The sequence below is a fragment of the Xanthomonas cucurbitae genome, assembly GCF_002939885.1.
GTDB classification, from domain to species: domain Bacteria; phylum Pseudomonadota; class Gammaproteobacteria; order Xanthomonadales; family Xanthomonadaceae; genus Xanthomonas; species Xanthomonas cucurbitae.
Map to the genome: position 1 here is coordinate 30,172 of NZ_MDED01000016.1, position 26,036 is coordinate 56,207.

The 26,036-nt window shown below is 66.7% G+C and carries 20 protein-coding genes and 1 riboswitch; of the genes, 12 read left to right on the forward strand and 8 right to left on the reverse strand.

Translation table 11 applies throughout. The annotated features are described in order from the left end of the window. Positions 1 to 381 precede the first annotated feature (381 nt). The 3 genes from XcuCFBP2542_RS10160 to XcuCFBP2542_RS10170 all read right to left on the reverse strand — a co-directional run bounded on the left by XcuCFBP2542_RS10160 (position 382) and on the right by XcuCFBP2542_RS10170 (position 3,878). A complete protein-coding gene (locus tag XcuCFBP2542_RS10160) occupies positions 382 to 2,106 on the reverse strand; it encodes a cation acetate symporter (protein ID WP_104603459.1) in 1,725 nt (574 codons plus the stop codon). After that, positions 2,103 to 2,420 carry a DUF485 domain-containing protein gene (locus XcuCFBP2542_RS10165; protein ID WP_104603460.1) on the reverse strand — a complete coding sequence of 106 codons (318 nt, stop codon included), beginning with the start codon at positions 2,418 to 2,420 and terminating at the stop codon, positions 2,103 to 2,105. Before XcuCFBP2542_RS10165 ends, XcuCFBP2542_RS10160 begins: the two co-directional genes overlap by 4 nt. Positions 2,421 to 2,492: 72 nt before the next feature. Next, complete coding sequence (locus XcuCFBP2542_RS10170) at positions 2,493 to 3,878, reverse strand: DcaP family trimeric outer membrane transporter (RefSeq protein WP_167526797.1); 1,386 nt, start codon at positions 3,876 to 3,878, stop codon at positions 2,493 to 2,495. A gap of 296 nt (positions 3,879 to 4,174) precedes the next feature. Between XcuCFBP2542_RS10170 and acs the strand changes: the two genes are divergently transcribed. The 9 genes from acs (at position 4,175) to XcuCFBP2542_RS10220 (ending at position 13,872) form a co-directional block, all read left to right on the forward strand. Then, positions 4,175 to 6,118 carry an acetate--CoA ligase gene (acs, locus tag XcuCFBP2542_RS10175; RefSeq protein WP_104603461.1) on the forward strand — a complete coding sequence of 648 codons (1,944 nt, stop codon included), beginning with the start codon at positions 4,175 to 4,177 and terminating at the stop codon, positions 6,116 to 6,118. Between the two features lie 312 nt (positions 6,119 to 6,430). After that, positions 6,431 to 7,099: a response regulator transcription factor gene (locus tag XcuCFBP2542_RS10180; protein WP_104603462.1), complete on the forward strand. Its 669-nt coding sequence runs from the start codon at positions 6,431 to 6,433 to the stop codon at positions 7,097 to 7,099. A 412-nt stretch (positions 7,100 to 7,511) separates the two neighbouring features. After that, positions 7,512 to 8,075, forward strand: coding sequence for a peroxiredoxin family protein (locus XcuCFBP2542_RS10190; RefSeq protein WP_208800558.1), 564 nt, complete (start codon positions 7,512 to 7,514; stop codon positions 8,073 to 8,075). A 3-nt stretch (positions 8,076 to 8,078) separates the two neighbouring features. Continuing rightward, positions 8,079 to 8,282 carry a hypothetical protein gene (locus XcuCFBP2542_RS10195; RefSeq protein WP_104603465.1) on the forward strand — a complete coding sequence of 68 codons (204 nt, stop codon included), beginning with the start codon at positions 8,079 to 8,081 and terminating at the stop codon, positions 8,280 to 8,282. Positions 8,283 to 8,816: 534 nt separating this feature from the next. Further along, positions 8,817 to 9,818 carry an aldo/keto reductase gene (locus XcuCFBP2542_RS10200; protein WP_104603466.1) on the forward strand — a complete coding sequence of 334 codons (1,002 nt, stop codon included), beginning with the start codon at positions 8,817 to 8,819 and terminating at the stop codon, positions 9,816 to 9,818. Further along, positions 9,815 to 10,687: an amidohydrolase family protein gene (locus tag XcuCFBP2542_RS10205; RefSeq protein ID WP_104603467.1), complete on the forward strand. Its 873-nt coding sequence runs from the start codon at positions 9,815 to 9,817 to the stop codon at positions 10,685 to 10,687. The genes XcuCFBP2542_RS10200 and XcuCFBP2542_RS10205 overlap by 4 nt, the downstream gene beginning before the upstream one ends. After that, positions 10,684 to 11,454, forward strand: coding sequence for an SDR family oxidoreductase (locus XcuCFBP2542_RS10210; RefSeq protein WP_104603468.1), 771 nt, complete (start codon positions 10,684 to 10,686; stop codon positions 11,452 to 11,454). The genes XcuCFBP2542_RS10205 and XcuCFBP2542_RS10210 overlap by 4 nt, the downstream gene beginning before the upstream one ends. Positions 11,455 to 11,510: 56 nt before the next feature. Then, positions 11,511 to 12,368 (forward strand): fumarylacetoacetate hydrolase family protein, encoded by an 858-nt coding sequence (locus XcuCFBP2542_RS10215; RefSeq protein ID WP_104603469.1) that lies wholly within the window; start codon positions 11,511 to 11,513, stop codon positions 12,366 to 12,368. A gap of 181 nt (positions 12,369 to 12,549) precedes the next feature. Further along, complete coding sequence (locus XcuCFBP2542_RS10220; protein WP_104603470.1) at positions 12,550 to 13,872, forward strand: L-fuconate dehydratase; 1,323 nt, start codon at positions 12,550 to 12,552, stop codon at positions 13,870 to 13,872. Between the two features lie 310 nt (positions 13,873 to 14,182). Here XcuCFBP2542_RS10220 and XcuCFBP2542_RS10225 read toward each other — a convergent pair whose 3' ends face one another. Continuing rightward, positions 14,183 to 14,542: an L-fucose mutarotase gene (locus XcuCFBP2542_RS10225; protein WP_167526796.1), complete on the reverse strand. Its 360-nt coding sequence runs from the start codon at positions 14,540 to 14,542 to the stop codon at positions 14,183 to 14,185. A 2-nt stretch (positions 14,543 to 14,544) separates the two neighbouring features. Continuing rightward, positions 14,545 to 15,846, reverse strand: coding sequence for an L-fucose:H+ symporter permease (fucP, locus tag XcuCFBP2542_RS10230; protein ID WP_104603471.1), 1,302 nt, complete (start codon positions 15,844 to 15,846; stop codon positions 14,545 to 14,547). A 181-nt stretch (positions 15,847 to 16,027) separates the two neighbouring features. On the opposite strand from fucP, the gene XcuCFBP2542_RS10235 reads away from it, so the two are divergent. After that, entirely contained in the window at positions 16,028 to 16,804 is a 777-nt protein-coding gene (locus XcuCFBP2542_RS10235) for an IclR family transcriptional regulator (RefSeq protein ID WP_104603472.1), read from the forward strand. 136 nt (positions 16,805 to 16,940) lie between these two features. Next, positions 16,941 to 17,103, forward strand: a riboswitch (yybP-ykoY riboswitch). A gap of 12 nt (positions 17,104 to 17,115) precedes the next feature. Continuing rightward, positions 17,116 to 17,691, forward strand: a complete 576-nt coding sequence (locus tag XcuCFBP2542_RS10240; RefSeq protein WP_104603473.1) for a manganese efflux pump MntP — start codon at positions 17,116 to 17,118, stop codon at positions 17,689 to 17,691. Between the two features lie 150 nt (positions 17,692 to 17,841). Here the strand turns inward: XcuCFBP2542_RS10240 and XcuCFBP2542_RS10245 are convergent, their stop codons facing one another. The 3 genes from XcuCFBP2542_RS10245 to XcuCFBP2542_RS10255 all read right to left on the reverse strand — a co-directional run bounded on the left by XcuCFBP2542_RS10245 (position 17,842) and on the right by XcuCFBP2542_RS10255 (position 25,314). Next, complete coding sequence (locus XcuCFBP2542_RS10245) at positions 17,842 to 21,291, reverse strand: hybrid sensor histidine kinase/response regulator (RefSeq protein WP_104603509.1); 3,450 nt, start codon at positions 21,289 to 21,291, stop codon at positions 17,842 to 17,844. A gap of 238 nt (positions 21,292 to 21,529) precedes the next feature. Further along, positions 21,530 to 23,929, reverse strand: coding sequence for a GH36-type glycosyl hydrolase domain-containing protein (locus XcuCFBP2542_RS10250; RefSeq protein ID WP_104603510.1), 2,400 nt, complete (start codon positions 23,927 to 23,929; stop codon positions 21,530 to 21,532). A gap of 2 nt (positions 23,930 to 23,931) precedes the next feature. Beyond that, positions 23,932 to 25,314, reverse strand: a complete 1,383-nt coding sequence (locus tag XcuCFBP2542_RS10255) for an MFS transporter (RefSeq protein ID WP_104603474.1) — start codon at positions 25,312 to 25,314, stop codon at positions 23,932 to 23,934. A gap of 157 nt (positions 25,315 to 25,471) precedes the next feature. On the opposite strand from XcuCFBP2542_RS10255, the gene XcuCFBP2542_RS10260 reads away from it, so the two are divergent. Then, positions 25,472 to 26,026, forward strand: a complete 555-nt coding sequence (locus XcuCFBP2542_RS10260) for a gluconokinase (protein ID WP_104603475.1) — start codon at positions 25,472 to 25,474, stop codon at positions 26,024 to 26,026. Positions 26,027 to 26,036: the final 10 nt, after the last annotated feature.

The window sequence follows — 26,036 nt, forward strand, 5'->3', positions numbered from 1 at the left end:
AGGAGAGAAATGCGAGAAGGCGAGTGCACCGATGCGTCGACGCTATCGATGCAATTGCCAGAAGCGCCAGTATCGGTGTCACGGCGACGGGGTGAGTCAAGCCATCCGTGATCGGCGGCGGCTTGTCAGGAAATTTAGTCACGCGCAGTGACTTAATTGTTACACCGCCCGAGCACCGCCCGAATTGCCGGTGCGTTTAGCGAAGCCCACAGCGCGCGGGCAGCGCGATATCCATGGTGTCCACGCGCCGCAATCCAACCCCACGCAATGCCAGTCGCGCCCATCAGGGCGCTGGCGCAGACACCCACCCGGCATTGCACGCTCCAAACGCAAGACGCCGGCACAAGGCCGGCGTCTGCGATCCACTCATCCAGGCACCACTCAGTGACCGGAAGCACCACTGGCACCCAGGCCGGTTTCGGCGCGGATCTGCTGTGCCTTGAACGCGATGCGCTCGTTGGCGGCCTGCGGGCTGCGATCCAGGATCGAGAACAGCCAGATGCCGACAAAGCCAATGGTCACCGAGAACAGCGCGGGCGAGGCGTACGGGAACGGCGCCGAGCCGGCCGCGTTGCCCAGCGTATCCACCCACACCGACGGCGACAGCACCGTGAGCACCAGCGAGGAGATCAGGCCCAGGAAGCCGCCGATTACTGCGCCACGGGTGGTGCAGTCCTTCCACAGCAACGACAGGATCAGCACCGGGAAGTTGGCCGAGGCGGCGATGGCAAAGGCCAGCGACACCATGAAGGCCACGTTCTGCTTCTCGAATACGATGCCCAGCAGCACCGCGATCAGGCCCAGCACCAGAGTGGTGGCACGCGAGACCTTCAGCTCCGAGCCCGGCGCCGGGTTGCCCTTCTTGATGACCGTGGCATACAGGTCATGCGACACCGCCGAGGCACCGGACAGGGTCAGGCCGGCCACCACCGCCAGGATGGTGGCGAAGGCCACCGCCGAGATGAAGCCCATGAACACGTTGCCGCCCACCGCATTACCGACCAGCACCGCCGCCATGTTGGCCGCACCCTTGCCGCCGTGGATGGTGCCGGTGGCGACATCGGCGAACTGCGGGTTGGTCAGCACCAGCGCAATCGCACCGAAGCCGATGATGAAGATCAGGATGTAGAAGTAGCCGATCCAGGTGGTGGCCCACAGCACCGACTTGCGCGCCTGCTTGGCATCGGGAACGGTGAAGAAGCGCATCAGGATGTGCGGCAGGCCCGCAGTACCGAACATCAGCGCCATGCCGAAGGAGATGGCCGAGATCGGGTCCTTGACGAAACCGCCTGGGCCCATGATCGACAGGCCAGCCTTGGCCGCGTCTTCCGGCGAGGCGCCGCCATTGGCCGCCACCGCGGTCTTCACCCGCACGCCCTCGGCGAACAGCGCCTCGAAGCTGAAGTTGAAGTGCCACATGATGGCCACCGCCATGAAGGTCACGCCGGTCAGCAGCAGCACCGCCTTGATGATCTGCACCCAGGTGGTGGCGGTCATGCCGCCGAACAGCACGTAGACCATCATCAGCAGGCCGACCAGGGTCACTGCCACCCAGTAGTCCAGGCCAAACAGCAGCTTGATGAGTGCACCGGCACCGACCATCTGCGCGATCAGATAGAACAGCACCACCACCAGCGTGCCGGAGGCGGCAAAGCTGCGGATGGCGGTCGGCGCGAAGCGGTAGCCGGCCACGTCGGCAAAGGTGTACTTGCCGAGGTTGCGCAGCCGTTCGGCCATCAGGAAGGTCAGGATGGGCCAGCCGACCAGGAAGCCGATCGCGTAGATCAGGCCGTCGTAGCCGTTGGCCATCACCGCGGCGGTGATGCCCAGGAACGAGGCCGCCGACATGTAGTCACCGGCGATGGCCAGGCCATTCTGGAAACCGGTGATACCGCCGCCGGCCGTGTAGAAGTCCGCCGCCGAGCGGGTTTTCTTGGCCGCCCACTTGGTGATCCACAAGGTGCCCAGCACGAAGAAGCCGAACATGGCGATCGCCACCCAGTTGGTAGGCTGCTTGTCGGCCTGGCCGATGTCACCGGCCGCCAGCGCCATGCCTGCGGGCAACAGGCCGGCCAGGATCAGCAGAAGACGCGAGTACTTGCTCATTTGCGCGCGTCCTCCAGGATCTGTGCGGTCAGTTGGTCGTAGGTGTTGTTGGCGCGACGCACGTACACAGCGGTGATGACGATGGTGAACACCATCACCCCGATCGCGATCGGGATCCCGATGGTGGTGACGCCGTCGCCGATCGGCCTGGCCAGGAAGGCCTTGTCGAAGGCGATCAGCCCGATGTAGCCGTAATAGGCCAGCAACATCATCACGGTGAGGGTCCAGCCCAGCGCATTGCGCTGGCGCTTGAGGGCGTGGTACTTCGGATTGGCATCGATCTTGGCGATCAAGGCGTCATTCGAGACGGTCATGTCGGTCTCCAGTGCTGCAAGGGCGGTGCCGCCCCTGCCACCGGGGTGGCAGGGGGAACCGATGAGTGAAGCTTAGAAGCTGTACTTGGTGGTGAACTGCAGGCGCGAGATGTCGCCGCTGTCGCCGTTTTCCGCGTCGCGACGGCCGTACATCAGCTCAGCGCCCACGTCCACCTTGGGCAACGGCGAATAGAACACGTTGGCACGGATGCTCTGCTGCGACTTGCTGGCAAGCCCGCCGGTGTTGGCCAGGCTGTGGTCGTAGTCCACCCGCGAATACATGATGGTGGTGCGCAGCTTGGGGGTGTAGTCGTGGCGCCAGGCCAACCAACCGGCCCAGGTGCCCACGGCGTGGATGTTGCCATCCACGTCCAGCTCCACGTCCGAGCCGTTGCCCAGGCCCAGGTAGCGGCCCAGACCCTCGCCGTAGGCCAGCTGGTACCGCAGGTCGTTGCTGGAATTGATGATCCAGCGCCCGCCGCCGGCGATGGCGCCACCGAAGGCGGTGTCGTTGGTGAGCGCACTGCGGGTGCGGTATTGCCGTGCGATCGCCGACAGGCCGAAGGTGCCCCAGGTCCCCTTCCAGTTGTAGCGCGCGGTCAGGTCCGGCATCGCACCGTGATCGGCGGCCAGGATGGTGTTGCCACCCTGATAGGGCGTGGTGAGGGTTTCCGGGTTTTCCGCCGAGATGCTGAAGGCGCCACGGGTGTAACGGATCTGGTTCTGGCGGCTGAATAACGCGCCATCGGTGGGCCCGACGATGTCGGCCGCTTCCGGCAGGATGGAGGCATCGACGAAATTGGACCAGGTCTGGCCGGCCAGCCAGTTGTTCCAGCTCATGTAGGCATGCCGCAAGGTGCCGCCGTACAAGTTGTTGACCTGGTTGGCCAGCGCGTTGCCGAAGAAATCCAGTTCGATGAAGCCGGTGAGCTTGTCGCCGTTCTCGGTGACGGTGTCCACGCCCAGGTTGAAGCGCGAGAACTTGGCGTGGAAGTCGGTGTCGGTGCTCGACGCCCGGCCACCGACCGGCGTCTGCGTCGGGATATACAGATAGCGGCCCACCGCGCCTTCGGGCAACGCGCCGTCGCCGGTGCGGGTGGTCATGAAGTCGGCCTTGATGAAACCACCGTAACGGAAGGTGGTCCCCGCCACCGCGTTCGGTGTGATGCTGGTCAGCTGGATCGGCCGCTTGCCGGCCGGCAGCGCAGGCGCCGCAGCAGGTGCCTGGGCCTGCAAGGTGCGCACCTCGCTGACCTGGCTCTGCGTCTGGGCGATCTGGCCCTGCTGTTGCTGCTGAGCGCTGACCAGCAGCTGGACTTGGCGCTCGAGTTCGGCGATGCGCGCTTCCAGTGCCTTTTCCTTGGCCGTTTGCGCGAACGCAACCCCCGGCAGGAAACTGGCGACCAGCACGGCCATGGCCAATGGATGACGCACCAACGGTGCATTACGGTGTTTCATGAACCCCTCTCCCCGATGAAGGCCTCGCGCTTTGATGGCGATGCTGTGCGGAGCGTGAGGCAGTCCGCGCTTCGCAGCCTATTCGCCTTTGGTCGTAGCTGCAACGCAGCATTCCACCGGGATGGCAATGCCCGCACCAGGACGCGCAATGGATGTGCGCTGGCGCACCTGCCTGGTTACGACCATGGTCTAAGGCGGCGTTGAACGCCGGGACAGAATGGATACGGCACACTGATTGCTTTCCGAGGGCAGCTGCCGTGCCCTCTCCCGACACGTTCATCGTAAGTGAGGCTGCCATGGCTGATGTTTATCCCGTCGATCCCGCATTCGCCGCCGATGCGCGCGTGACCCGCGAGCAATACGCAGCGCTGTACCGCGAATCGATCGAGCACCCCGAGCAGTTCTGGGGCAAGGCCGCGCAGCGGCTGGACTGGTTCAAGCAACCCACCCAGGTCAAGGACGTCAGCTACGCGCTGGACGACTTCCACATCCGCTGGTTCGCCGATGGCGAACTCAACGCCAGCGTCAACTGCCTGGACCGCCAGCTGGCCACCCGCGGCGACAAGACCGCGCTGCTGTTCGAACCCGACAGCCCGGATGCCGCCTCCTACCCGGTGACCTATCGCGAGCTCTATGAGCGCGTGTGCAAGCTCGGCAATGCGCTGCGCAACCTGGGCGTCCAGAAGGGCGACCGGGTCACCATCTACCTGCCGATGATCGTCGATGCGGCCGTGGCCATGCTGGCCTGCGCGCGTATCGGTGCGGTGCATTCGGTGGTGTTTGGCGGGTTTGCCGCCAACTCCATCGCCGACCGCGTGATCGACTGCCAGAGCAAGCTCATCATCACCGCCGACGAAGGCCTGCGCGGCGGCAAGAAGATTCCGCTCAAGGCCAACGTGGACGCCGCCCTGAAGATCCCCGGCACCACCACGGTGGAAACCGTGCTGGTGGTGCGCCATACCGGCGGCGCGGTGGACATGCAGGCCCCGCGCGACCGCTGGTTCCACGACGTGGTCGACGGCCAGCCGGCCGAGTGCGAGCCCGAGCGCATGAACGCGGAAGACCCGCTCTTCATCCTGTACACCTCCGGCTCCACCGGCAAGCCCAAGGGCGTGCTGCACACCACCGCCGGCTATCTGCTGTTTGCCAGCTACACGCACGAAGTGGTGTTCGACCTGCGCGAGGACGACATCTATTGGTGTACCGCCGACGTGGGCTGGGTCACCGGGCACAGCTACATCGTCTACGGCCCGCTCGCCAATGGCGCCACCGCGCTGATGTTCGAAGGCGTGCCGAACTATCCCAGCGTGTCGCGCTTCTGGGAAGTGATCGACAAGCACCAGGTCACCCTGTTCTATACCGCACCCACCGCCATCCGCGCGCTGATGCGCGATGGCGAGGCGCCGGTCAAGCAGACCTCGCGCAAGAGCCTGCGCCTGCTCGGCAGCGTGGGCGAGCCGATCAATCCCGAAGCCTGGCGCTGGTACTACGAGGTCGTCGGCGACAGCCGCTGCCCGATCGTGGATACCTGGTGGCAGACCGAAACCGGCGGCATCCTGATTTCGCCGCTGGCCGGCGCGGTGGACCTCAAGCCGGGCTCGGCCACGCTGCCGTTCTTCGGCGTGCAGCCGGCGCTGGTGGATGCCGAAGGCAAGATCCTGGAAGGCGCCACCGAAGGCAACCTGGTACTGCTGGATTCCTGGCCGGGCCAGATGCGCAGCGTCTACGGCGACCACCAGCGCTTCATCGACACCTACTTCCGCACCTATCCGGGCAGCTACTTCACCGGCGACGGCTGCCGCCGCGATGCCGATGGCTATTACTGGATCACCGGCCGCGTGGACGATGTCATCAACGTCTCCGGCCACCGCATCGGCACCGCCGAGGTGGAAAGCGCGCTGGTCTCGCACCCCAAGGTGGCCGAAGCGGCGGTGGTCGGCTTCCCGCACGACGTCAAGGGCCAGGGCATCTATGCCTACGTGACCCTGATCGCCGGCGAAGAACCCAGCGACGCACTGCACAAGGAACTGGTGAGCTGGGTGCGCAAGGAGATCGGCCCGATCGCCTCGCCCGATCACCTGCAGTGGGCCCCCGGCCTGCCCAAGACCCGCTCGGGCAAGATCATGCGCCGCATCCTGCGCAAGATCGCCGAAAACGCACCCGACCAACTGGGCGACACCTCCACGCTGGCCGATCCGTCGGTGGTGGATTCGCTGGTCAACGAGCGGCTGGCGAGGTAACGCGCTGGCGCGCGTTGGGAATGGGGAATCGGGAGTGGGGAATCGTTGAAGCGGTTCCCTGCGACCGGAGGGAATCGGGAATGGGGAATCGTTGAAGCGGTTCCCTGCGAACGGGGTGCAGAGGCGGCATGGGGATTGTAAAGACCGTCTCCAGTCCGTCTCTGTTAACCGGTGTTTCGCGGCTTTCCCCGAGCCACCATACGCACCATCTCTCACCGCTGTTGCTGTTGCCCTTAGTTGTTGATGTCGCTCTTGTGCTTTGCTTCTGCTCTTGCGATTCCCCATTCCCGATTCCCCATTCCCGGCCCCAACATGACCACGCTGCTCATTGCCGATGACCACCCGCTGTTCCGCGAAGCCTTGCGCGGGGCGGTGCAGCGCGTGATGCCGGGAGTGCAGTTGTTCGAGGCCGACAACGTCGATGCGTTGTACACGCTGGCCGATGCGCAACCGGATGCCGACCTGCTGTTGATGGACCTCAACATGCCCGGCGCGCAGGGCTTCAGTGCGCTGGTGCATATGCGCTCGCTGCATCCGCAGCTGCCGGTGGTGGTGGTGTCCGCGCGCGAGGAGCCCACGGTGATGCGGCGGGCGATCGACCATGGGGCGTTTGGCTTCATCCCCAAGTCCGCCGATTCGGACACCATCGGCCGCGCCCTGGCCACGGTGCTCGACGGCGAGCGCTGGATTCCCACCGAAGCGCAGCAGCTGCCGCCCACCGACAGCGAGGAACGCGAAGTCGGCCAGCGCCTGCGCGATCTCACCCCGCAGCAGTTCCGTGTGCTGCAGATGCTGGGCGCAGGACGGCTCAACAAGCAGATCGCCTACGACCTGGGTGTCTCCGAGGCCACCATCAAGGCGCATGTCACCGCAATCCTGCGCAAGCTCGGCGTCACCAACCGCACCCAGGCCGTGCTGATGGCCGGCAAGCTCGCCATCGACGCAGACGGCATCGTATTGCCGCCACCCGAAGAAGATTGACAAGCACCACAGCCGCAATCACGCCCCCCGTAGGAGCGCACCCGGGCGCGACCGCACCCCCGGCCCAAGCGCACTTCAATAGCCGCGCAAACACAGCCCGTGCTACATCGATTCGCTGGCAAGCCCAAGCGCAGCGCCACGATAACCGCAATCACGCCTCCCCGTAGGAGCGCACCCGGGCGCGACCGCACCCCCGGCCCAAGCGCACTTCAATAGCCGCGCAAACGCAGCCAGTGCTACATCGATTCGCTGGCAAGCCCAAGCGCAGCGGCGTGATCGCATCCACAACCGCAGACCGCGCCGTATCGCAGTTGTCGTTATCACCATTGACCATCTGCGCATCACTGGGCAAGGCTCGGCCATTCAAGGGTGCTCTGGAGCTGGCATGGCGCGACGTTTTCCCTGGCTCTGGATGGGCCTGCTGGTGGCCTGCGCGTTGATCGCCGTGCTGGCCTGGCAGAACCGGCAATTGCGCCTGCAGCAGCAGTGGTTGCAGACGCGCGTCAGCAGCCCCTACGCGGGCATGTACGTGCCACGGGTGGAGGCCACCGATGCGCGGGGTCAGCGTCACCTGCTGGGCGCACCGCAGGCGCAGGCGCAGGTGCTGTTCTTCTTCACCACCACCTGCCCGTATTGCCAGCGCTCGGCGCCGACGGTGCTGCGCGCGGCGCACCAGCTGCAGGCCAACCTGCCCGGGCATCCGCAATTGCTTGGGGTCTGCCAGTGCGATCCGGCGCAAGCCGCGCGCTATGCGCATGTGCATGGGCTGGATTTTCCGGTGGTCAGTTTGACCGATCGTCGCGCGCTGATGCTGTTTCGCGCGCGCAACGTGCCGCTGCTATTGGCCATCGATGGGCAGGGGCGCGTGCGCCATTCCCATCTTGGCGTCTTCGATACCACGGAGCGGGTGCAGGACCTGGTTGCCGCCTTGCGCCGCACGGACGCGCCAGCGGCTTTTGCAACAGTGAGGGAGTAAGGCATGAAAAAGCGTTGGGTAAGCTTGCGCAGTGCGTTGATGGCAGCGGCCTTCCTGGCCAGCACCGGTTTCGGTGCGTTCCAGGTGATGGCGGTCGATGGCGCACAACCGAAAGCCGAATCGTGTAGCGCGTGGGCTTGCAAGGCCGAGTGCCCCGAGTTCGGCGGCGACCTGGGCCAGGGCAACGTCTGCTACTGCTGCGGCTGAGTCCAGCGGCGGGGCCATCCAGGCCCCGCCCTCGCGCCGTGGTCATTCTGCACAGGTGACCCAGCGCGCGGATCCGATCTCATGCGCGGTGCGTATCGCCAACGGCAAGGCGTCCAGCGCGCCCGGGCCTGCACCAACATCCCTGACGGAACGTCCATAGCATCCCCTGCCGTGCCGCGCAGCGTGCCGCCCCCGCTTTCGGCACGGGGATCTTCCTACCCGTGAGACCCACAACGACTGCGCAGCCGTGGAGTGGGCCGATGCCCGGAAGCGGCACCGACCACGGCGGCATCCCGGTTTCAGCGCGCCTTCCACACCCAAACTGACGGCCGCCCGCCCCAGCGGCACCGTTCGCCCTGATCGACGCGTTATGCTGCACCGCAGCGTGATCTGTTCACTCATGATTGCCATATTCATATGCGAACAGCCGGGTGCCTGCCGGCGAGTGGACCTTGCCATGCCCAGCCCTTGTTCTCCGGACTCCGTACCGTCGCATGCCGCCCTGGCAGCGCCTGCGGAGAGACGCGCGTGAGCATGTCGCGGCGACAGCTAGGCAACACCCAGGTGCATTTGTCGTCGCTGGGATTTGGCGCCGCGCCGATCGGCAACCTGTATGCCGAAGTGGCCGAGGACGCTGCGCTGGCGGCGGTGGCGGGGGCGTTCGAGGCCGGCATCCGCCACTTCGACAGCGCGCCCTACTACGGCTACGGCCTGAGCGAGACACGGTTGGGCCGCGGCCTGGCCGGGGTGCCGCGCGACGCCTACACGCTATCGACCAAGGTGGGCCGCTGCGTTTACGACGACGCGCAGGCCGTCGCCGGCCGCGAGGGTTTCGCGGTGGCCGGCCGGCGCGCCGCGTTCGACTACAGCGCCGATGGCGTGCGCCGCGCGTTCGCTTCCAGCCTGCAGCGCCTGGGCACCGACTACATCGACGTGCTGCTGTTGCACGACATCGGTGCGCTGACCCATGGCGACAACCACGCCCGCGTGCTGCGGCAGGCCTTGGAGGAGGCCTTGCCGGCGATGGCGGAGCTGAAGGCCGCCGGCGCCTGCGGGGCGATCGGGCTGGGCGTCAACGAGCAGGACGTGGCACTGGAGGTGCTGCCCCGCTTTCCGCTCGACTGCGTGATGCTGGCCGGCCGCTACACGCTGCTGGAACAGCACGGCGCGCGCGCGTTGCTCGATCAAGCGCAGCAACGCGGGGTGTCGATCCTGTCCGCCGGCCCGTACAGCTCTGGCCTGCTCAGCGACGCGCGCGGGCCCGGCGCTACCTACAACTACGCACCGGTGGACACCACCACGCTGCAGCACGCACAGCGGCTGTATGCGGCGTGCGCGGCGTTCGAGGTGGATATCGGCGCGGCAGCCCTGCAGTTCCCGCTGGCCCATCCGGCGGTGACCACGGTGGTGGCCGGCATGCGCAACGTGGCGGAGGTGCACTCGGCTGCCACCCGCCTGCAGGCGTCCATTCCGGCCGCGCTGTGGCAGCATTTGCGCGACGGCGGCCTGCTCGCCGCAGACCTGCCCACGCCATGAACCGCGTCGATGCGCATCTGCATTTCTGGCACCTGGCCCGTGGCGACTACGGCTGGCTGACGCCTGCGCTGGCGCCGCTCTACCGCGACTTCGCCCCGCACGATGTGAGCGCGGCGCTGGACGCGGCTGGCGTTGGCAGCGTGGTCGTCGTGCAGGCGGCCGCGACAGAGGCGGAAACCTGTTACCTGTTCGAACTGGCGCGCGATGAGCCGCGCATTGCCGGCGTGGTGGGCTGGGTGGATTTCGCCGCGCCCGATGCCGCCGCGCGCATCGACGCACTGGTGCGTGCCGGCGGCGGCCTGCTCAAGGGCTTGCGTCCGATGGTGCAGGACATTGCCGATGTGCAGTGGCTGGCAAGTGCCGACCTCGACGCCGCCTTCGATGCAATGCTCGCCCACGAGCTGGCGTTCGATGCATTGATCCGTGCCGCCCATGTGCCCGCATTGCAGGCGCGCCTGCAGCGCCACCCGGGATTGCGCGTGGTCGTCGATCACGGCGGCAAGCCGCAGATCGCCGCGGGCGAGTTCGTCGCCTGGGCGGCCGGCATGGCGGCGTTGGCGCAATCTCTCCATGTGCATTGCAAACTGTCCGGCCTGCTCACCGAAGCGGCACGCGGCGCCGGCATGGATGCGCTGGAGCCGTATGTGGCGCATCTGTTCGCACGCTTTGGCGCGCACCGCCTGCTCTGGGGCAGCGACTGGCCGGTGCTGACCCAGCGCGCGGAGTACGCGCAGTGGCTCGGCCTCGCACAGCAACTGGTCACGCAGCATGCGCCCGGGCACACCGATGCGGTGTTCGGCGACAACGCACGCACGTTCTATCGTCTGCCACGGCCGGCGGCCCCCACCTACGGAACCTCATCGGTATGACCCTCTCTGCTTCCACCGCTTCCACTACGCGCCTGCATGGCAAGCGCTGCCTGATAACCGCCGCCGGCGCCGGCATCGGCCGCGAAAGCGCGCTGGCCTGCGCGCGCGGTGGCGCGCAGGTCCTCGCCACCGATATCGACGCTGCCGCGCTGCAGACGCTGGCCGCCGAATCCGACACGATCACCACGCAACTGCTCGACGTCACCGACGCCTCGGCGATCGACGCGCTGGTGGCCGCACACGGCCCGTTCGATGTGCTGTTCAACTGCGCCGGCTACGTGCACCAGGGCAGTATCCTGGACTGCGACGCGCCGGCGTGGCAGCGTTCGTTTTCGATCAACGTCGATGCGATGTACTACACCTGCAAGGCGGTGCTGCCGGGCATGCTCGAACGCGGCGCCGGCAGCATCGTCAACATGTCCTCGGTGGCCTCCAGCATCAAGGGCGTGCCGAACCGCTTCGCCTATGGCGTCACCAAGGCCGCCGTGATCGGCCTGAGCAAGGCGATTGCCGCCGACTACGTGGCCCGGGGCGTGCGCTGCAATGCGATCTGCCCCGGTACCATCAAGACGCCGTCGCTGGGCGAGCGCGTCAAGGCACTGGGCGGCGACGAACAGGCGGTTTGGAAGAGCTTCACCGACCGCCAGCCGATGGGTCGCCTGGGCGAGGCGCGCGAGATTGCGCAGCTGGTGGTGTACCTGGCCTCGGACGAATCCTCGTTCACCACCGGCCAGACCCACATCATCGATGGCGGCTGGTCGAACTGAGCGCGCGCGGCATCCGATAACGCCTCCTCCATTCCTCACCTGCAAGGGAAGACAGCATGAAACTCGTACGCGTTGGCGCCGAAGGCCACGAACGTCCCGGCCTGATCGATGCACAAGGTCGCATCCGCGACCTGAGCGGTGTGATCGACGATGTCGCCGGTGAGCATCTCACCAACGCCGGCCTGGATAAATTGCGCGCGCTGGATGTGTCCGCGCTGCCGGTGATCGATGACCAGCCGCGCTACGGCGCGGCCGTGGGCCGTATCGGCAAGTTCATCTGCGTGGGGCTGAACTACGCCGACCATGCCGCCGAATCGGGCATGGACGTCCCGACGATGCCGATCCTGTTCATGAAAGCCACCACCGCGGTGTGCGGCCCCAACGACACCGTCATCATTCCGCGCGGCTCGCTCAAGAGCGATTGGGAAGTGGAGCTGGGCGTGGTGATCGGCGATGTGGCGCGCGATGTGGCGGTGGACCAGGCGCTCAACCATGTTGCCGGCTATGCGGTCATCAACGACCTGTCCGAGCGCGAATTCCAGCTGGAACACGGCGGCCAATGGGTGAAGGGCAAGAGTGCCGACACCTTCGGCCCGATCGGTCCGTGGCTGGTCACCCGCGACGAGGTGGCCGACCCGCAGAACCTGTCGATGTGGCTGGAGGTCAACGGCCACCGCTACCAGAACGGCAGCACCCGCACGATGGTGTTCGGCGTAGCCGAACTGGTCAGCCACATCAGCCGCTACATGACGCTGATGCCGGGCGATGTCATCAGTACCGGTACCCCGCCGGGCGTGGGCCTGGGACAGAAGCCACCGGTCTACCTCAAGCCGGGCGACGTGATGGAACTGGAGATCGAAGGCCTGGGCCGCCAGCGTCAACCGGTGGTGGCGCATCCGCGCGATACGGCCTGACGCCCATCGACCTTCCCAGCACCTCGGCCGCCATGAGAGCGGCATGCGGCGGGGGCATGGCAATGCATCGGTGCGACGCAATCGGAGCCCCTGCCCTCTCGGCAGAGGGGCTTCAGCGCACCTGGCTATTCCCGTTTCTGTCCGTTCGTTCTTATTCCACCTTCCACCGCCCAGGACTTCCATGAGCACCATCGTCGCCCTCGAAACCCACGACGTCCGCTTCCCCACCTCGCGCGAGCTCGATGGGTCGGACGCGATGAATCCCGATCCGGATTACTCGGCCGCCTATGTCGTGCTGCGCACCGATGCAGGCAATGACCTGGCCGGCTACGGCCTGGTATTCACCATCGGCCGCGGCAACGACGTGCAGACTGCGGCGGTGGCTGCACTGGCCGAGCATGTGATCGGCTTGCAGGTCGACGAGGTCGTTGCCGATCTCGGTGCCTTTGCGCGCCGGCTCACCAATGACTCGCAACTGCGCTGGCTGGGCCCGGAGAAGGGCGTGATGCACATGGCCATCGGCGCGGTCATCAACGCTGCCTGGGACCTGGCTGCACGCGCGGCAAATAAGCCGTTGTGGCGCTACATCGCCGAGCTCACGCCCGAGCAGCTGGTCGACACCATCGACTTCCGCTACCTCACCGATGCGCTCACCCGCGACGAAGCGCTGGCCATCCTGCGCAATGCGCAGCCGCAGCGCGCGCAACGCATCGCGCAGTTGATCGCGCAAGGCTACCCGGCCTACACCACTTCACCCGGCTGGCTCGGCTACTCGGACGAAAAGCTGGTGCGCCTGGCCAAGGAAGCAGTCGCTGATGGCTTCCGTACCATCAAGCTCAAGGTCGGCGCCAACGTGCAGGACGATATCCGCCGCTGCCGCCTGGCACGCGAAGCCATCGGCCCGGGCATCGCGATGGCGGTGGATGCCAACCAGCGCTGGGATGTAGGCCCGGCGATCGACTGGATGCGCCAGCTGGCCGAATTCGACATCGCCTGGATCGAAGAACCCACCAGCCCGGACGATGTCCTCGGCCACGCCGCGATCCGCCAGGGCATCGCCCCGGTGCCGGTCTCCACCGGCGAACACACCCAGAACCGGGTGGTGTTCAAGCAACTGCTGCAGGCTGGTGCGGTGGACCTGATCCAGATCGATGCCGCGCGCGTGGGCGGGGTCAACGAGAACCTCGCCATCCTGCTGCTGGCCGCCAAGTTCAACGTCCGCGTGTTTCCGCATGCCGGTGGCGTGGGCCTGTGCGAACTGGTGCAGCACCTGGCCATGGCCGACTTCGTCACCATCACCGGCCAGATGGAAGACCGCGCGATCGAATTCGTCGACCACTTGCATCAGCATTTCCTGGACCCGGTGCGCATCCGCCATGGCCGCTATCTCGCTCCGGAGGCGGCGGGCTTCTCCGCCGAAATGCATGCCGCCTCGATTGCGGAATTCCGCTATCCGGATGGACGGTTCTGGGTTGAGGATCAAGCGGGCAGTGCCGAGGGCTGAACACGTACGTCCCTCATCCGCCCTGCGGGCACCTTCTCCCGCTCGCGGGAGAAGGGAGTCTTCGGTCTTCGGCAGGCTCAGCTATGCGGGTGGGCGCTTTGGGGGCTGAGTCTTCGGCCTTGCGAAGCACCGAACGCAGATCACCCCCTTCTCCCGCTCGCGGGAGAAGGGAGTCGTCGGTCTTCGGCAGGCTCAGCTATGCGGGTGGGCGCTTTGGGGGCTGAGTCTTCGGCCTTGCGAAGCACCGAACGCAGATCACGCCCTTCTCCCGCCTGCGGGAGAAGGTGCCCGCAGGGCGGATGAGGGCGCGCTACCTCTGCGCCTCGATCGCCTCGCTCAGCGCAAAGATCCGTCCGGCCTGGCGCCACTTCTCACCTGGCTCACTGCCAGGAAGCGGTTTCTGAAACCGCCACATCAAGTCTTCCCACGCCTGGATGCGCGGGTCGGACGCATCGCGCGCGGCCTTGGCGGCCGGATCGTAGTGCGCGCTCACCTGCATCAGCATCACCAACCGGTCGCCGCTGCGAAAGATCTCCAGTTCCTCGATGCCGGCCTGCCGCAGCGACGCCACCACTTCCGGCCACACCTCGGTGGGTTGATGCCAACGTTCGTACTCGGCGATCAAGGCCGCATCGTCGTGCAGGTCCAGCACATAGCAAAGACGCGGCATGCTCAGGCTCCTGCCACGATGGGCGCCGTGCGATGCGCACGCACGGCAAACACCAGGATCACCGCAAAGCACGCCCCCGGCACGGCCATGGCCCAGTGGATGCCGGCCAGGTCCGATACCGCGCCCATCAGCGCGGTGAGCAGCGCACCGCCGATGATGGACATCACCAGCAACGAGGAGCCCAGCTTGCGGGCATCGTCATGCATGCCGTCCAAGCCCAGTGCAAAGATGGTCGGGAACATCACCGACATGAACACGCTGGCCGCCACCAGGGCGTACAGCCCGGTCCATCCCGGCAAGGCGATGGCGACGGCGCACAGCAGCAGGTTGATCGTGGCAAAGCTGGCCAGCAGCCTGGCCGGTGCCAGGTAGCGCAGCAGCGCGGTACCGATGAAGCGCCCGGCCATGAACAGCACCAGCGAGATGGTCAGGTAGGTGGCTGCGGTCTTTTCCGGTGTGCCCGGCACCGCATCCTGCAGGTAGCGGATCAGGTAACTCCAGATCCCGACCTGCGCGCCCACGTAGAAGAACTGCGCCACCACCGCCAACACGAACCGGCGGTTACGCAGCAATTCGCCAAAGCGCGCGCGCCTGGGTGCCTGGCCGTCCACGGCATCCGGAGCGCCGGTGGGAAAACGCACCAGCGCAATCAGGATCCCCCACAGCACCACCACCACGCCGATGACCAGATACGGCGTCTGTACCGCCGCCGATTCGGTGGCGAAGAACGCTTCGCGCGCGGCCGGTGCCATCGCCGCCAGCTCGGCCGGGCTGTGCTCCACGCCGGAGAAGATGAAGTGCTGGCCCACCAGCACGCCGGTGATCGAGCCCAGCGGGTTGAACGCCTGGGCCAGGTTCAGCCGCCGCGCCGCGCCATCGGCCGGGCCGAGCACGGTCACCAACGGGTTGGCGGTGGTCTCCAGGAACGCAAGCCCGCTGGCGATGACGAACAACGCCAGCAGGAACAGCCAATAGGTGTGCACCTGCGCGGCGGGATAGAACAGGAACGCCCCGCATGCATACAGCAGCAGGCCAAGCACCACCGCAGCCTTGTAGCTATAGCGGCGCATGAACATCGCCGCCGGCATCGCGAACACGAAATAGCCCATGTAGAAGGCGCTCTGCACCAGCCCGGCCTGCAGGTCGGTCAGTTCGAAGGCCTTCTTGAACTGCTTGATGAGGATGTCGTTGAGGTTGTTGGCCATACCCCATAGAAAGAACAGGCTGACGATCAACACCAGAGGCACCAGGGCGGTACGCGCCAGGTTGCCGCGCGGTGACGCGGCAATGTCACTGTGATGCATGCGACCGTTCCCCTCCCAAGGCTGTGGCGCTTGCGTTGCAATCGAGCGAGCGTACTGCGCGCGCCCACACCATGCAAATATAAAATCTTTGTTTATATTTGCACGCACAGCCTCCCATTGACCCCTGCCCGCGTTGCCGGTCCCCCTGGCACGCCGCACCCTGCCCTGGAACCGCAAACGGATGAGCACCGAACCCGCCAAGTACCGCGCACCGGCCCTGGACAAGGGCCTGGACATCCTGGAGTTGCTGGCGCGCGACGCGCGGCCGATGAGCATGGGCGCGATCTCGCAGGGCGTGGGGCGCTCGCGCGGGGAAATCTTCCGCATGCTGCAGGTGCTGGAAGAACGCGGCTACCTGATGCGCGACACCGATGGCGACTATGTACTGAGCAACCGCTTGTTCATGCTCGGCATGCAGCAGCCGCAGGTGCAGAACGTCACCGAAGCGGCGTTACCGGTGATGCGTCGGCTGGCCGATGCCATCTGCCAGCCCTGCCACCTGGTGGCGCCTTCGGGCGACCAGATCGTGGTGATCGCGCAGATGGACGTGCCCAGCGACCTGGGCCTGGTGGTCCGGCCCGGCCACCGCCGCCCGCTGGCCCATTCCACCTCCGGCCTGGTGCTGTTCGCGTTCCAGCAGGCGGATGTGCAGGCGCGCTGGCTGGACGCGCTGGATGCCAGCGCGGTGGCCTACGACCGCGCGCAGTTCGTGCAGGACGCCCGGCAGACGCGCCGCGATGGCTATGCCATGCAGGCCAGCGAGGCGGTGGTGGGCGTGGTCGATCTCACTGCCCCGATCCTGCAGCACGGCAGCGCCACCTACACGTTGACGGTGCCCTTCATCGAACGTCGCCCCGAGCTGGTCAATCCGCACGCGGCCTTGCAGGCCTTGTGCGCGGCCACCGCCGAAATCTCCGATGCCTTGATGTACCACCCACCACGCGCGCTGGGCAGTTGAGCCGGGCATGACACGCCTTTCGCGCCAGCGTGCGAGCACGTACGCACGCTGCAATAGCCAAGGCTATAAAGATCAGACCGACCTTCGCGTGCAGGCAGAACGCTGGAAAACCGCTTTTGCGTTGCTACACTGCGCGCCCCTTGGGGAGTAGCCTGCGGCCGCATCGGCGGACGCGCCTGCATCAACATCCTCGGCCATTGCGCCGTGGTGCAGGCAACCCATCGTGGTTTGGCGAGACCAACGACATGCGTGCCTGACGATGGTTGGCGCGGGCGCATGCCGTTGTGACCGTGCCCAACCCGAGTGTGTCGATGTCTCCTGTTTCCATCGTGTTGATCGGTTTTGCCATGTCCACCGATGCGTTTGCCGCGGCGATCGGCAAGGGTGCGGCCATGCGCAAGCCGCAGTGGCGCGATGCGCTGCGTGCAGGCGTGATCTTTGGCTGCATCGAGGCGATCACGCCGGTGATCGGCTGGTTGCTGGGCCGCGCGGCGTCCAGCCACCTGCGGGCCTTCGATCACTGGATCGCCTTCGGTCTGCTGAGCGTGCTGGGGGTGCACATGATCGTCGCCGGCCTGCGCACCGCCCCCGACGCGCCCGACGAAGACACCCCGAAAAAGAACGGTCTGCTGGCCCTGGCCGCCACCGGGTTGGCCACCAGCATCGATGCGATGGCGGTGGGCGTGAGCCTGGCGTTTCTGGATGTGCCTATCGGCCTGGTGGCGATGGTGGTGGGGCTGTGCACCTTCAGCATGGTCACCGCCGGCATCATGCTCGGCCGCGCGCTTGGCGCGCTGATCGGCAAACGCGCCGAGATCCTGGGCGGTGTGATCCTGGTGATCGTCGGCAGTGTGATCCTCTACGAACACCTCAGCGGCGCCGCGTAGCACACAGCGATTTCCCGTAGGAGCGCACCTGGGCGCGAGAAGCGTTATCGATAACGCCTCCCGCGCCCGGGTGCGCTCCTACGATGCGTGGCGTGACGATCTGCGCGCGATCGGCACCATGGGTGTTCGGTAATGCCGGCGATACATCCCTCAGCGTGTCTTCGCATCGTGATACGCACTCAAGAACGCGCGCAACGAGGCCGGTTTGACCGGCTTGGTCAGCAAGCGATACCCGCGTTCGCGTGCCAGCTGCTTGAGCTCGTCGCGGCCGTCGGCGGTGAGCAATGCGCCGGCAATCGGCGAGGGCGCGGCGGCCTGCAGCGCATCCAGTGTGTCCAGACCATCCAGGCGATCATGTAGGTGATAGTCCACCAGCATCAGGTCCGGTTGCAGGCATGCGCAGTCCAGCGCCTGGTCCACGGTGCTGGCCGTGATGACCTCCACCTGCCAGCGCCCCAGCAATGCACGCATGCCGTCGAGAATCTCGCGATCGTTGTCCACGCACAGCACGCGCAGGCCGGCCAGCGAGTCGCCGCGGGGCAAGGCACGCGCTGCCGAGGCCGCTAGCGCGGGCACCACCGCCACCGGCGCCACGCGCGGCAACAAGATCGAGAACATGCTGCCGCAGCCGACCTGGCTGCGTGCGCTCAGGTCGTGGTCGAGCAGGCGCGAAATACGCTGGCAGATCGATAACCCCAGCCCCAGCCCCTGCTCACCCCAGTCGAAGGGCTGCTGGTAACGGCGGAATTCTTCGAAGATCTGCCGCATGTGGTGCTCGGGGATACCAGGGCCGGTGTCCCACACCTGCAGCTCCACATGCGTGCCACGCCCACGCATGCCCAGCACGATGCGGCCCTGGCGCGTGTAGCGCAACGCATTGGCCAGAAAATTCTGCATCACCCGGCGCAGCAGGCGGCGGTCGCTGCGCACCCAGATCGAGCGGCTATGCACCTGCAGGCGCAGGCCGCGACTGGCCGCCACCGGCGCGTACTGCGCAGCCAGCTCGTGCATCAGCGCGCTGGCATCGAAATCCTCCACCGTCGGCCGCAGCCCGCCGGCATCCAGCCGCGAGACGTCGAGCAAGCCGTCGAGCAGTTCTTCGGCCGCACGCAACGAGGCATCCACGCGTTCAGCCAGGTGGCGCTGTTCTTCGTTGTTCTGATGGCTCTCGCGCAGCGCCGAGGCGAACAGGCGCGCGGCGTTGAGCGGCTGCAACACGTCGTGGCTGATGGCCGCCAGAAAGCGCGTCTTGGACTGCTGCGCCAGCTCGGCTTCGCGCGAGCGGTCGGCCACGCGCTGTTCCAGGTTCTCGTTGGCATCCAGCAGCGCGCGCTCGGCGCGCTTGTAGTCGGTGATGTCGTTGTAGCTGGTGACGTAGCCACCGCCGGGCAACGCCTGGCCGCGCATTTCGATCACCTTGCCGTCGCTGCGGGTGCGCTCGAACACATGCGGCGAGCCGGCGCGCATGTGGCGGATACGGCGGTCGATCTGGTCTTCGACATCGCCCTCGCCCAGCTCGCCGCGCTCGGCGTTGTAGCGGATCAGGTCGGCCACCGGGCGGCCGACGTACAGCATGCCGTCCGGGTAGCCGAACAACTGCTGGTAGCGCCGATTCCACGCGGTCAGGCGCATGTCCGGATCGACCACACTGACCGCGGCGCTGATGTTTTCCAGCGTGGTCGAAAGAATCTCACGATTGAAGCGCAATTCCTGGCCGGCCTCGTCCAGCACCGCCACCACTTCGCCCAGCTCCATACCCGAGCCGCGCAACAGGCTGGTCAGCACCAGCCGCGCCGAAGCCGCGCCGATAGAGGCCGCCAGCAGGCGCTCGGTGAACTGCACCCAGGCGCGGTCGGCCACCGCTGCCGGTTGCAGCTCGCGCTCCAGCAATTGCGCCTGCTCCACGAACGCGCGCCGTGCATGCCGCTCGCCCACCACGCGCTCGGCCAGCGCCTGCAGGTCGCCAACCCGCACATGCCCGGGCCATTCGCCGGCCACCGCCGGGCGTTGTGCATAGGGGTCCAGGAACGGCGCAGCGCGTAGCCGCTCGTCCACGCCCGGGCGCCAACGCGCCGACACCAGCATCATCGCACCGACATTGACCAGCAGCGACCAGAACGTGCCATGCGCCAGCGGGTCCCAGCCGCGCATGCCGAACAGCTGCTGCGGCTGCAACCACGCGATGCCGAAGGGCCCGTCCACCAGCCACTGCGGCTGCAGCCAGCCGGCGCGCGTGGCCGCCGGCAGCAGCAACGTGTAGATCCAGGTCGCAAAGCCCAGCACCATGCCGGCCTCCACGCCCTTGCGGCTGGCGCCGCGCCAGTACAACCCGCCGATCAGGCCCGGCGCGAACTGCGCCACCGCCGCGAAGGCCATCAGGCCGTAGGTCGCCAGCGTGGTGTCGTTGGCCACGCTGCGGTGATAGCCATAGGCGACCAACGCCAGCAGCAGGATGGCCACGCGACGGATCCACAACACCCGCGAAGCCACCGCCGCGCGCGCATCGGCGCTGACGCGCCGGCGCAGCAACATCGGTACCACCAGATCGTTGCTGACCATGGTAGCCAGCGCGATGCTGGCCACGATCACCATGCCGGTGGCCGCAGAAAAGCCGCCGACATAGGCCACCAGCGCCAACACGGTGTTGCCCTGGCTCAGGGGCAACGCCAGCACCACCGCATCGTCCACCACCGTGCTGTTCTGCCCGAACAAGGCGACACCGGCCGAGGCGATCGGCACCACCATGGCCGAAATCACGACCAGGTAGGCACCGAACAACCAGCGCGCACGACGGATGTCGCCCACGTCGCTGCACTCCACCACGGCCACATGAAACTGGCGCGGCAGGCAGATCACCGCCAGGAAGCTCAACAGTGTCTGCGAGATGAAGCCCACCGACGGCGTATGTTCGAACAGCGTGCGTGCCGAATCGGCGATGCGCAGTTGGTGATCGCTCAACCACAGCCACGCGAACAACCCCACGGCCACGATAGCCACCAGCTTGATGACCGATTCCAGCGCGACCGCCAGCATCATGCCGTGATGGTGTTCGGTGGCATCCACCTGGCGGGTGCCGAACAAGGTGGCGAACAAAGCCATCAACAACGCCACGTACAGTGCCGGATCGGCCAGGACGCCGCGCCCGGCGCTGCTATGCCCGGTCAGCACCTCCAGGCTCATCGCCACCGCTTTGTACTGCAGCGCCAGGTACGGCACGATGCCGACCAGCGCGATCACCGCCACCAGCGCCGCCAGTCGCCGCGAGCGGCCGTAGCGCGAGGAGATGAAATCGGCGATGGACACGGTGTTCTCGGCGCGCGCGATCAGCGCCAGGCGCTCGATGATGCGCCAGCCGAACAGCAACAACAGCAGTGGGCCGAGGTAGATCGGAAGGTAGCCGATGCCGTTGCGCACCGCCGACCCCACCGCGCCGTAAAAGGTCCACGACGAGCAGTACACCGCCAGCGCCAGGCTGTACACCGCCGGCCGCAGCCACGGCCGTTGTGTATACATCGGCCGGCGATCGCCCCACCACGCCACCCCGAACAGCAGCGCGGCATAGCCCACGGACACCAGCAGCAGAATCCAGCTCGAAACCAACGGGCGTTCCCAGGGCAAGGCGAGCAGGGAGTTTACGGAAAGGGGATTGGCCGTGGGGAGCGTGCTGGACTGTCGGGCCAACAGCCCCCCATCCGCCCTTCGGGCACCTTCCCCCGCAGGCGGGCAGCGGCGGTTAGCAGGGGACTGCCCCATGGCTGCGTGAGGGCGGCCCATCTGGTTGGCCTGCTCCCCTCTCCCGCCTGCGGGAGAGGGTGCCCGAAGGGCGGGTGAGGGCCGCTCAGCCCGGCAGGCGCACCTGCACCCGATACACCCGGCCGGCGGTCACCGCGTGCACGCGCTGATCCGCGCTGACCACACCGTCCACCAGCACTTCCACCGCCACGCGTCCGGCCTCGCGCTGCAGCTGCACCTCGAAGGTCGCACCGCGGAACTGGCGCGTCACCTGCGCCTGCGGCCAGTGCGACGGCAGCTGCGGGCGGATCGCCAACCCATCGCCCTCGCCGACCAGGCCGAACAAACCCTCCAGCACGCAGCGATACACCCAGGCCACCGTGCCGGTATTGAACAGCTGGCTCGAACGTCCGGCCGTACGCGGGTACTGATGCCAGGCACCCCGGTAGTAATTGGGTAGCGACACCGGCAGATGGCCGCGCTGCAGCACATCCTCACGAGTTGGCCCAGGCAACAGCGCGCGCAGGATCTCCCAGGCACGGTCGGATTCGCCAACCTGATAGAGGCTGTACAGATAGAACGCCGCCGCATGGTTGTACACCGCGCCGTTCTCCGCCGCGCCCGGCCACTTCTGGGTCAAGCGGCCCACGTCGTCGCGCATGTGTGTGTACGCCGGCGCCAGCATCACCGGACCATAGGGGGTGTGCAGCTGTTCGCGCACCGCCTCCAGCAGCGCCGCGCGTTGCTGCGCATCGGCCGTGCCGGCCAGCAGTGCGAAGCTCTGCGGATTGAGGTAGATGCGACCCTCCACGTCATCGGCGATGCCGAAGCGCACACCATCGTCGGTGATGCCGCGCGCATACCAGTTGCCGTCCCACAGCTCGCGGTTGGCATCGGCGTTGACCATGCCCACTGCCTTGCCGAACCTGTCTGCCTGCGCACTGCGTCCGTGCGCCGCGCAGATATCCGACCACAGCCGCAGCGCGTAGGCGGTGGCCACGGTGAGCCAGCCGGACACCCCCTTGCCGCGCCAGCCGACCATGTTCATCGGGTCGTTCCAGTCGCCTTGCGCGATGAAACTCAGGCCGCGCGCATCGCGCGCATCCAGCAGCCACTGCATCGCTGCATCCAGCCGTTCGGCCACGCTCAGGCGTTGCCCGTCATGGGTCTGCACGATCACATCCAGGATGCCGGCATCGCCGGTTTCGGTCAGATACGCGCTCAGAAACATCGGCAACCACACGCAGTGGTCGGTATGCGGCACTTGATTGATGTATTTCAGCTCGGCGCCTTCCACCAGCAGGATGCCGTCCGGCATCGCACCGCTGGGCTCCTGCTGCGACAAGGCATGCAGCAACGCCGCGCGCGCGGTGGCCGGCTGCAGATAGGCCATGCCCATGTGGTCCTGCAGATAATTGCGGGTCTGCGGATCGGTGGTCAGGCGGTTGACGTCGCCGTGGTAGAACACCTGCCGTGGCAACCAATGATTGACCAGGTTGTCCAGCGCCGGATCCGGCGTGGCAACCTGCACGCAACCGCGCCCGCCTTGCAGATACTGCGCGTAATCGCGCGCGGCGGCGGCGAAGCCGTCCTGGGACAGATAGCGCGCGCGCAGTGCGGCGATCTCCGCATCGTCCTTGGCCGGCCCGAACGCGAAGCGGTACACGCTGGCTGCATCCGGTTCCAGGTGCAGGCGATATTGCAGCGCAGCCGCAGGCGTTTCGTAATGCGCCTCGTGGTTGCCCAGTTGTTCGGCCTGTATCGCCGACGGCGCATGCAGCCCGCCCTCGCCTTCGAAGGCCAGTTGCTGCGCCTCCCAGGCCACCGGCGGCTGTTCGTGCAGCAGGAAGGTGCAGTCCTTGAAATCGCGCTGGCGAAAGTAATCGTCGATCTTCTGGTACGGCGCCACGCTGCGGCAGACGATGCCGCCCAGCGCCGGCTCATAGCCACCGGCCTGGTGCATCCACGACATGTAGCCGACCGGGAAGTACGCATACAGGCTGAACCGGCGCGCGCGTCCGGACCGGTTGTGCACCCGGCATTCCCACAACTCCACCGCATCGTCGGTGGGCAAGGCCACGCATAGGTCCACCACGATGTCGTCATGCTGCACGCGCCAACGCACATCGTGCTTGCCGGCGGAGAATTCGAATGCCTGCGGCGGCGCACGTACTGGCTCGTGCGGCACCGAGTACAGGGCTCCGCTGTCCTCGTCCTTGAGATAGAAGAAACGTCCGGGATGGTGCGCGTAATACGGCTGCTCCGGCATCATGAAGTTGCGCGCTTCCAGCATCGGTGCATGCGCGTACTTCGATGGCTCTGGCTGCATGAATTGGCCGGTGGCGTAGCCGCGGCAGGTGAGCTGCAGCATCATGCGGCGGTTCCACAGGAACCCGCCGGCGTTGGGCATGGCGGTGGGGCTGTAGAGCGCGTAGCGCGCGCCATCGGCGCTGGGCGCCAGCAGGGTGGACAGATCGTCGGAAGCAGCAAGAGGCGTTGCAGACACGGTCAAAGGTGCTCCGGTTCATCGCGCTTGCGCGCGGCCAGTTCGTGCTGGAGACGACGCAGCAAGCCGTCGTCCAGCGGATAAAAACGCATGGTCCATGCCGCCAGCAGGGCGACTGCACCGGGGATCACCGTCAGCAGCAGCACGATGCCGGTCAGCGAGCCGTCGGACTGCGCGCGGTTGGCGACATAGCCCATGCCCGCCAGCACCCAGGCAATCCCCGCCGAAGCCAGCGCCCCGCCGAGTTTCTGCGAGAAGGTGGCCGCCGCGAACGTCATGGCGGTGGCGCGCCGGCCGGTGCGCCATTCGGTGTAGTCGGCACTGTCGGCATACATCGAAAACGCCAGCGGCGATTTCGGCCCCAGCGCCAGGCCGATCAAGGCATTCAGACCGAAGATCGCCCACACCGCATCGGCGGGTACAAAGAACATCAGGCAGCTCAACACCCCGACCACGGCCAGCAGCACGCCCATCAGCCGGCGCTTGTCCCAGTGCCGGGTCAGCAGCGGGGTGATCGCCGCACCCACCGCCAGCGACACCGAGTAGCTGCCCAGGAACAGGCCGGTGAGATCGGGTCGCTGCACGTAGTACTTGAGGTAGTACACGCCGGCACCACCACGCATCACGATGGTAATCATGATGATGAGCGAGAGCACAAACAGCACGCACCAGGGCTTGTTCTGCAGCAGGTCGGCGATATCCCGGCCGATCGGGGTGCGCTGTTGCGGCGGCGGCTGCACGCGCTCGCGGGTGGTCAGCGCCACGGTGACGAACAGGGCCACCGCCACCGCGCCGTACAGCATCATGGTGCGCTGCCAGCCCAGCACGTCGTTGCCGGCGCCGAACCAGGCCACCAGGTCCAGCGTGCAGTAGTTGACCAGGGTGGTGCCGGCGAAGGCGGCGATGAAGCGCAGGCTGATGAGGCTGGTGCGCTGGTTGCTGTCGGCGGTGATGACTCCCGACAGCGCCGAGTAGGGAATGCTCACCACGGTGTAGGCCAGCATCATCAGCAGGAAGCTGATCGTTGCCCACCACATGCGCCCGTGCTGATCCAGGTCCGGCGTGGTGTACGCCAGCACGCCGGTCAGCGCCATCGGCAGCGCGCCCCACAGCAGGTACGGACGGAACTTGCCCCAGCGGCTACGCGTGCGATCGGCCAGGGCACCCATCGCCGGGTCGGCAATCGCATCGGCGATTTTGGTCAGCAGGATCATCGTGCCCACCGCCGCGGCCGGCAGGTGCATGGTGTCGGTGTAGAAGATCAGCAGGAACGAACCGATGTTGGCCCAGTACAGGTTCAGGCCCAGATCGCCGGCGCCGTAGCCGAGTCTTTCGCGCCAGCGCAAGCGCGCCGATGCGGGAGACGGTGCGGGTGATGACGTCATCGACAGACCTCCGGGTGCGTTGTACCCGGCCGGGCACGCCGTTACGCTGGGTGCCCGCTCACCTGGCAAGGAGCGCCGACGCTACACCACGCATCGGCTGCCGCCAACGTGCAATCGGCTCAAATGCCGAATCGATCCGGAGATATAACCTGACGTGATGGACACCGCCGCACTCGCCATACCCGCGTCCGCTTCGCCCCTGGCCATCGTGGTGATGGGCGTGTCCGGCAGCGGCAAGACCACCATCGCACAGGCCCTGGCCGCACATTACGGCTACCGTTTCCTGGATGCCGACGACTACCACAGCGTGGCCGCGCGCGCGCAGATGGCCGCTGGCCAGCCGCTCACCGACGCCATGCGGGTGCCATGGGTGGAACTGCTGTCGGCCACCTTGCGCGACTGCGTGCACGCCGGCGAATCGGTGGTGCTGGCGTTCTCCGGGTTGCGCAGCTCGCACCGGCAATTGCTGCGCGGCAGCGGTATCCCGATGCGTTTCGTGTTCCTGCATGCCGCCCCGCAGGTGATCGCCGCGCGCCTGAGCGCCCGCGCCGGCCACTTCATGCCGCCCAGCCTGCTGGACAGCCAGCTGCAAACACTGGAGCTGCCACTGGACGAAGCCGATGTGGTCGCGGTGGATGTGGATGCCAGCGTGCCGGAGGTGGTCCAGGACGCAATCGCGCAGCTTGCCCGCACAAGGACCGAGCCGGCCTAGACAGACCGCC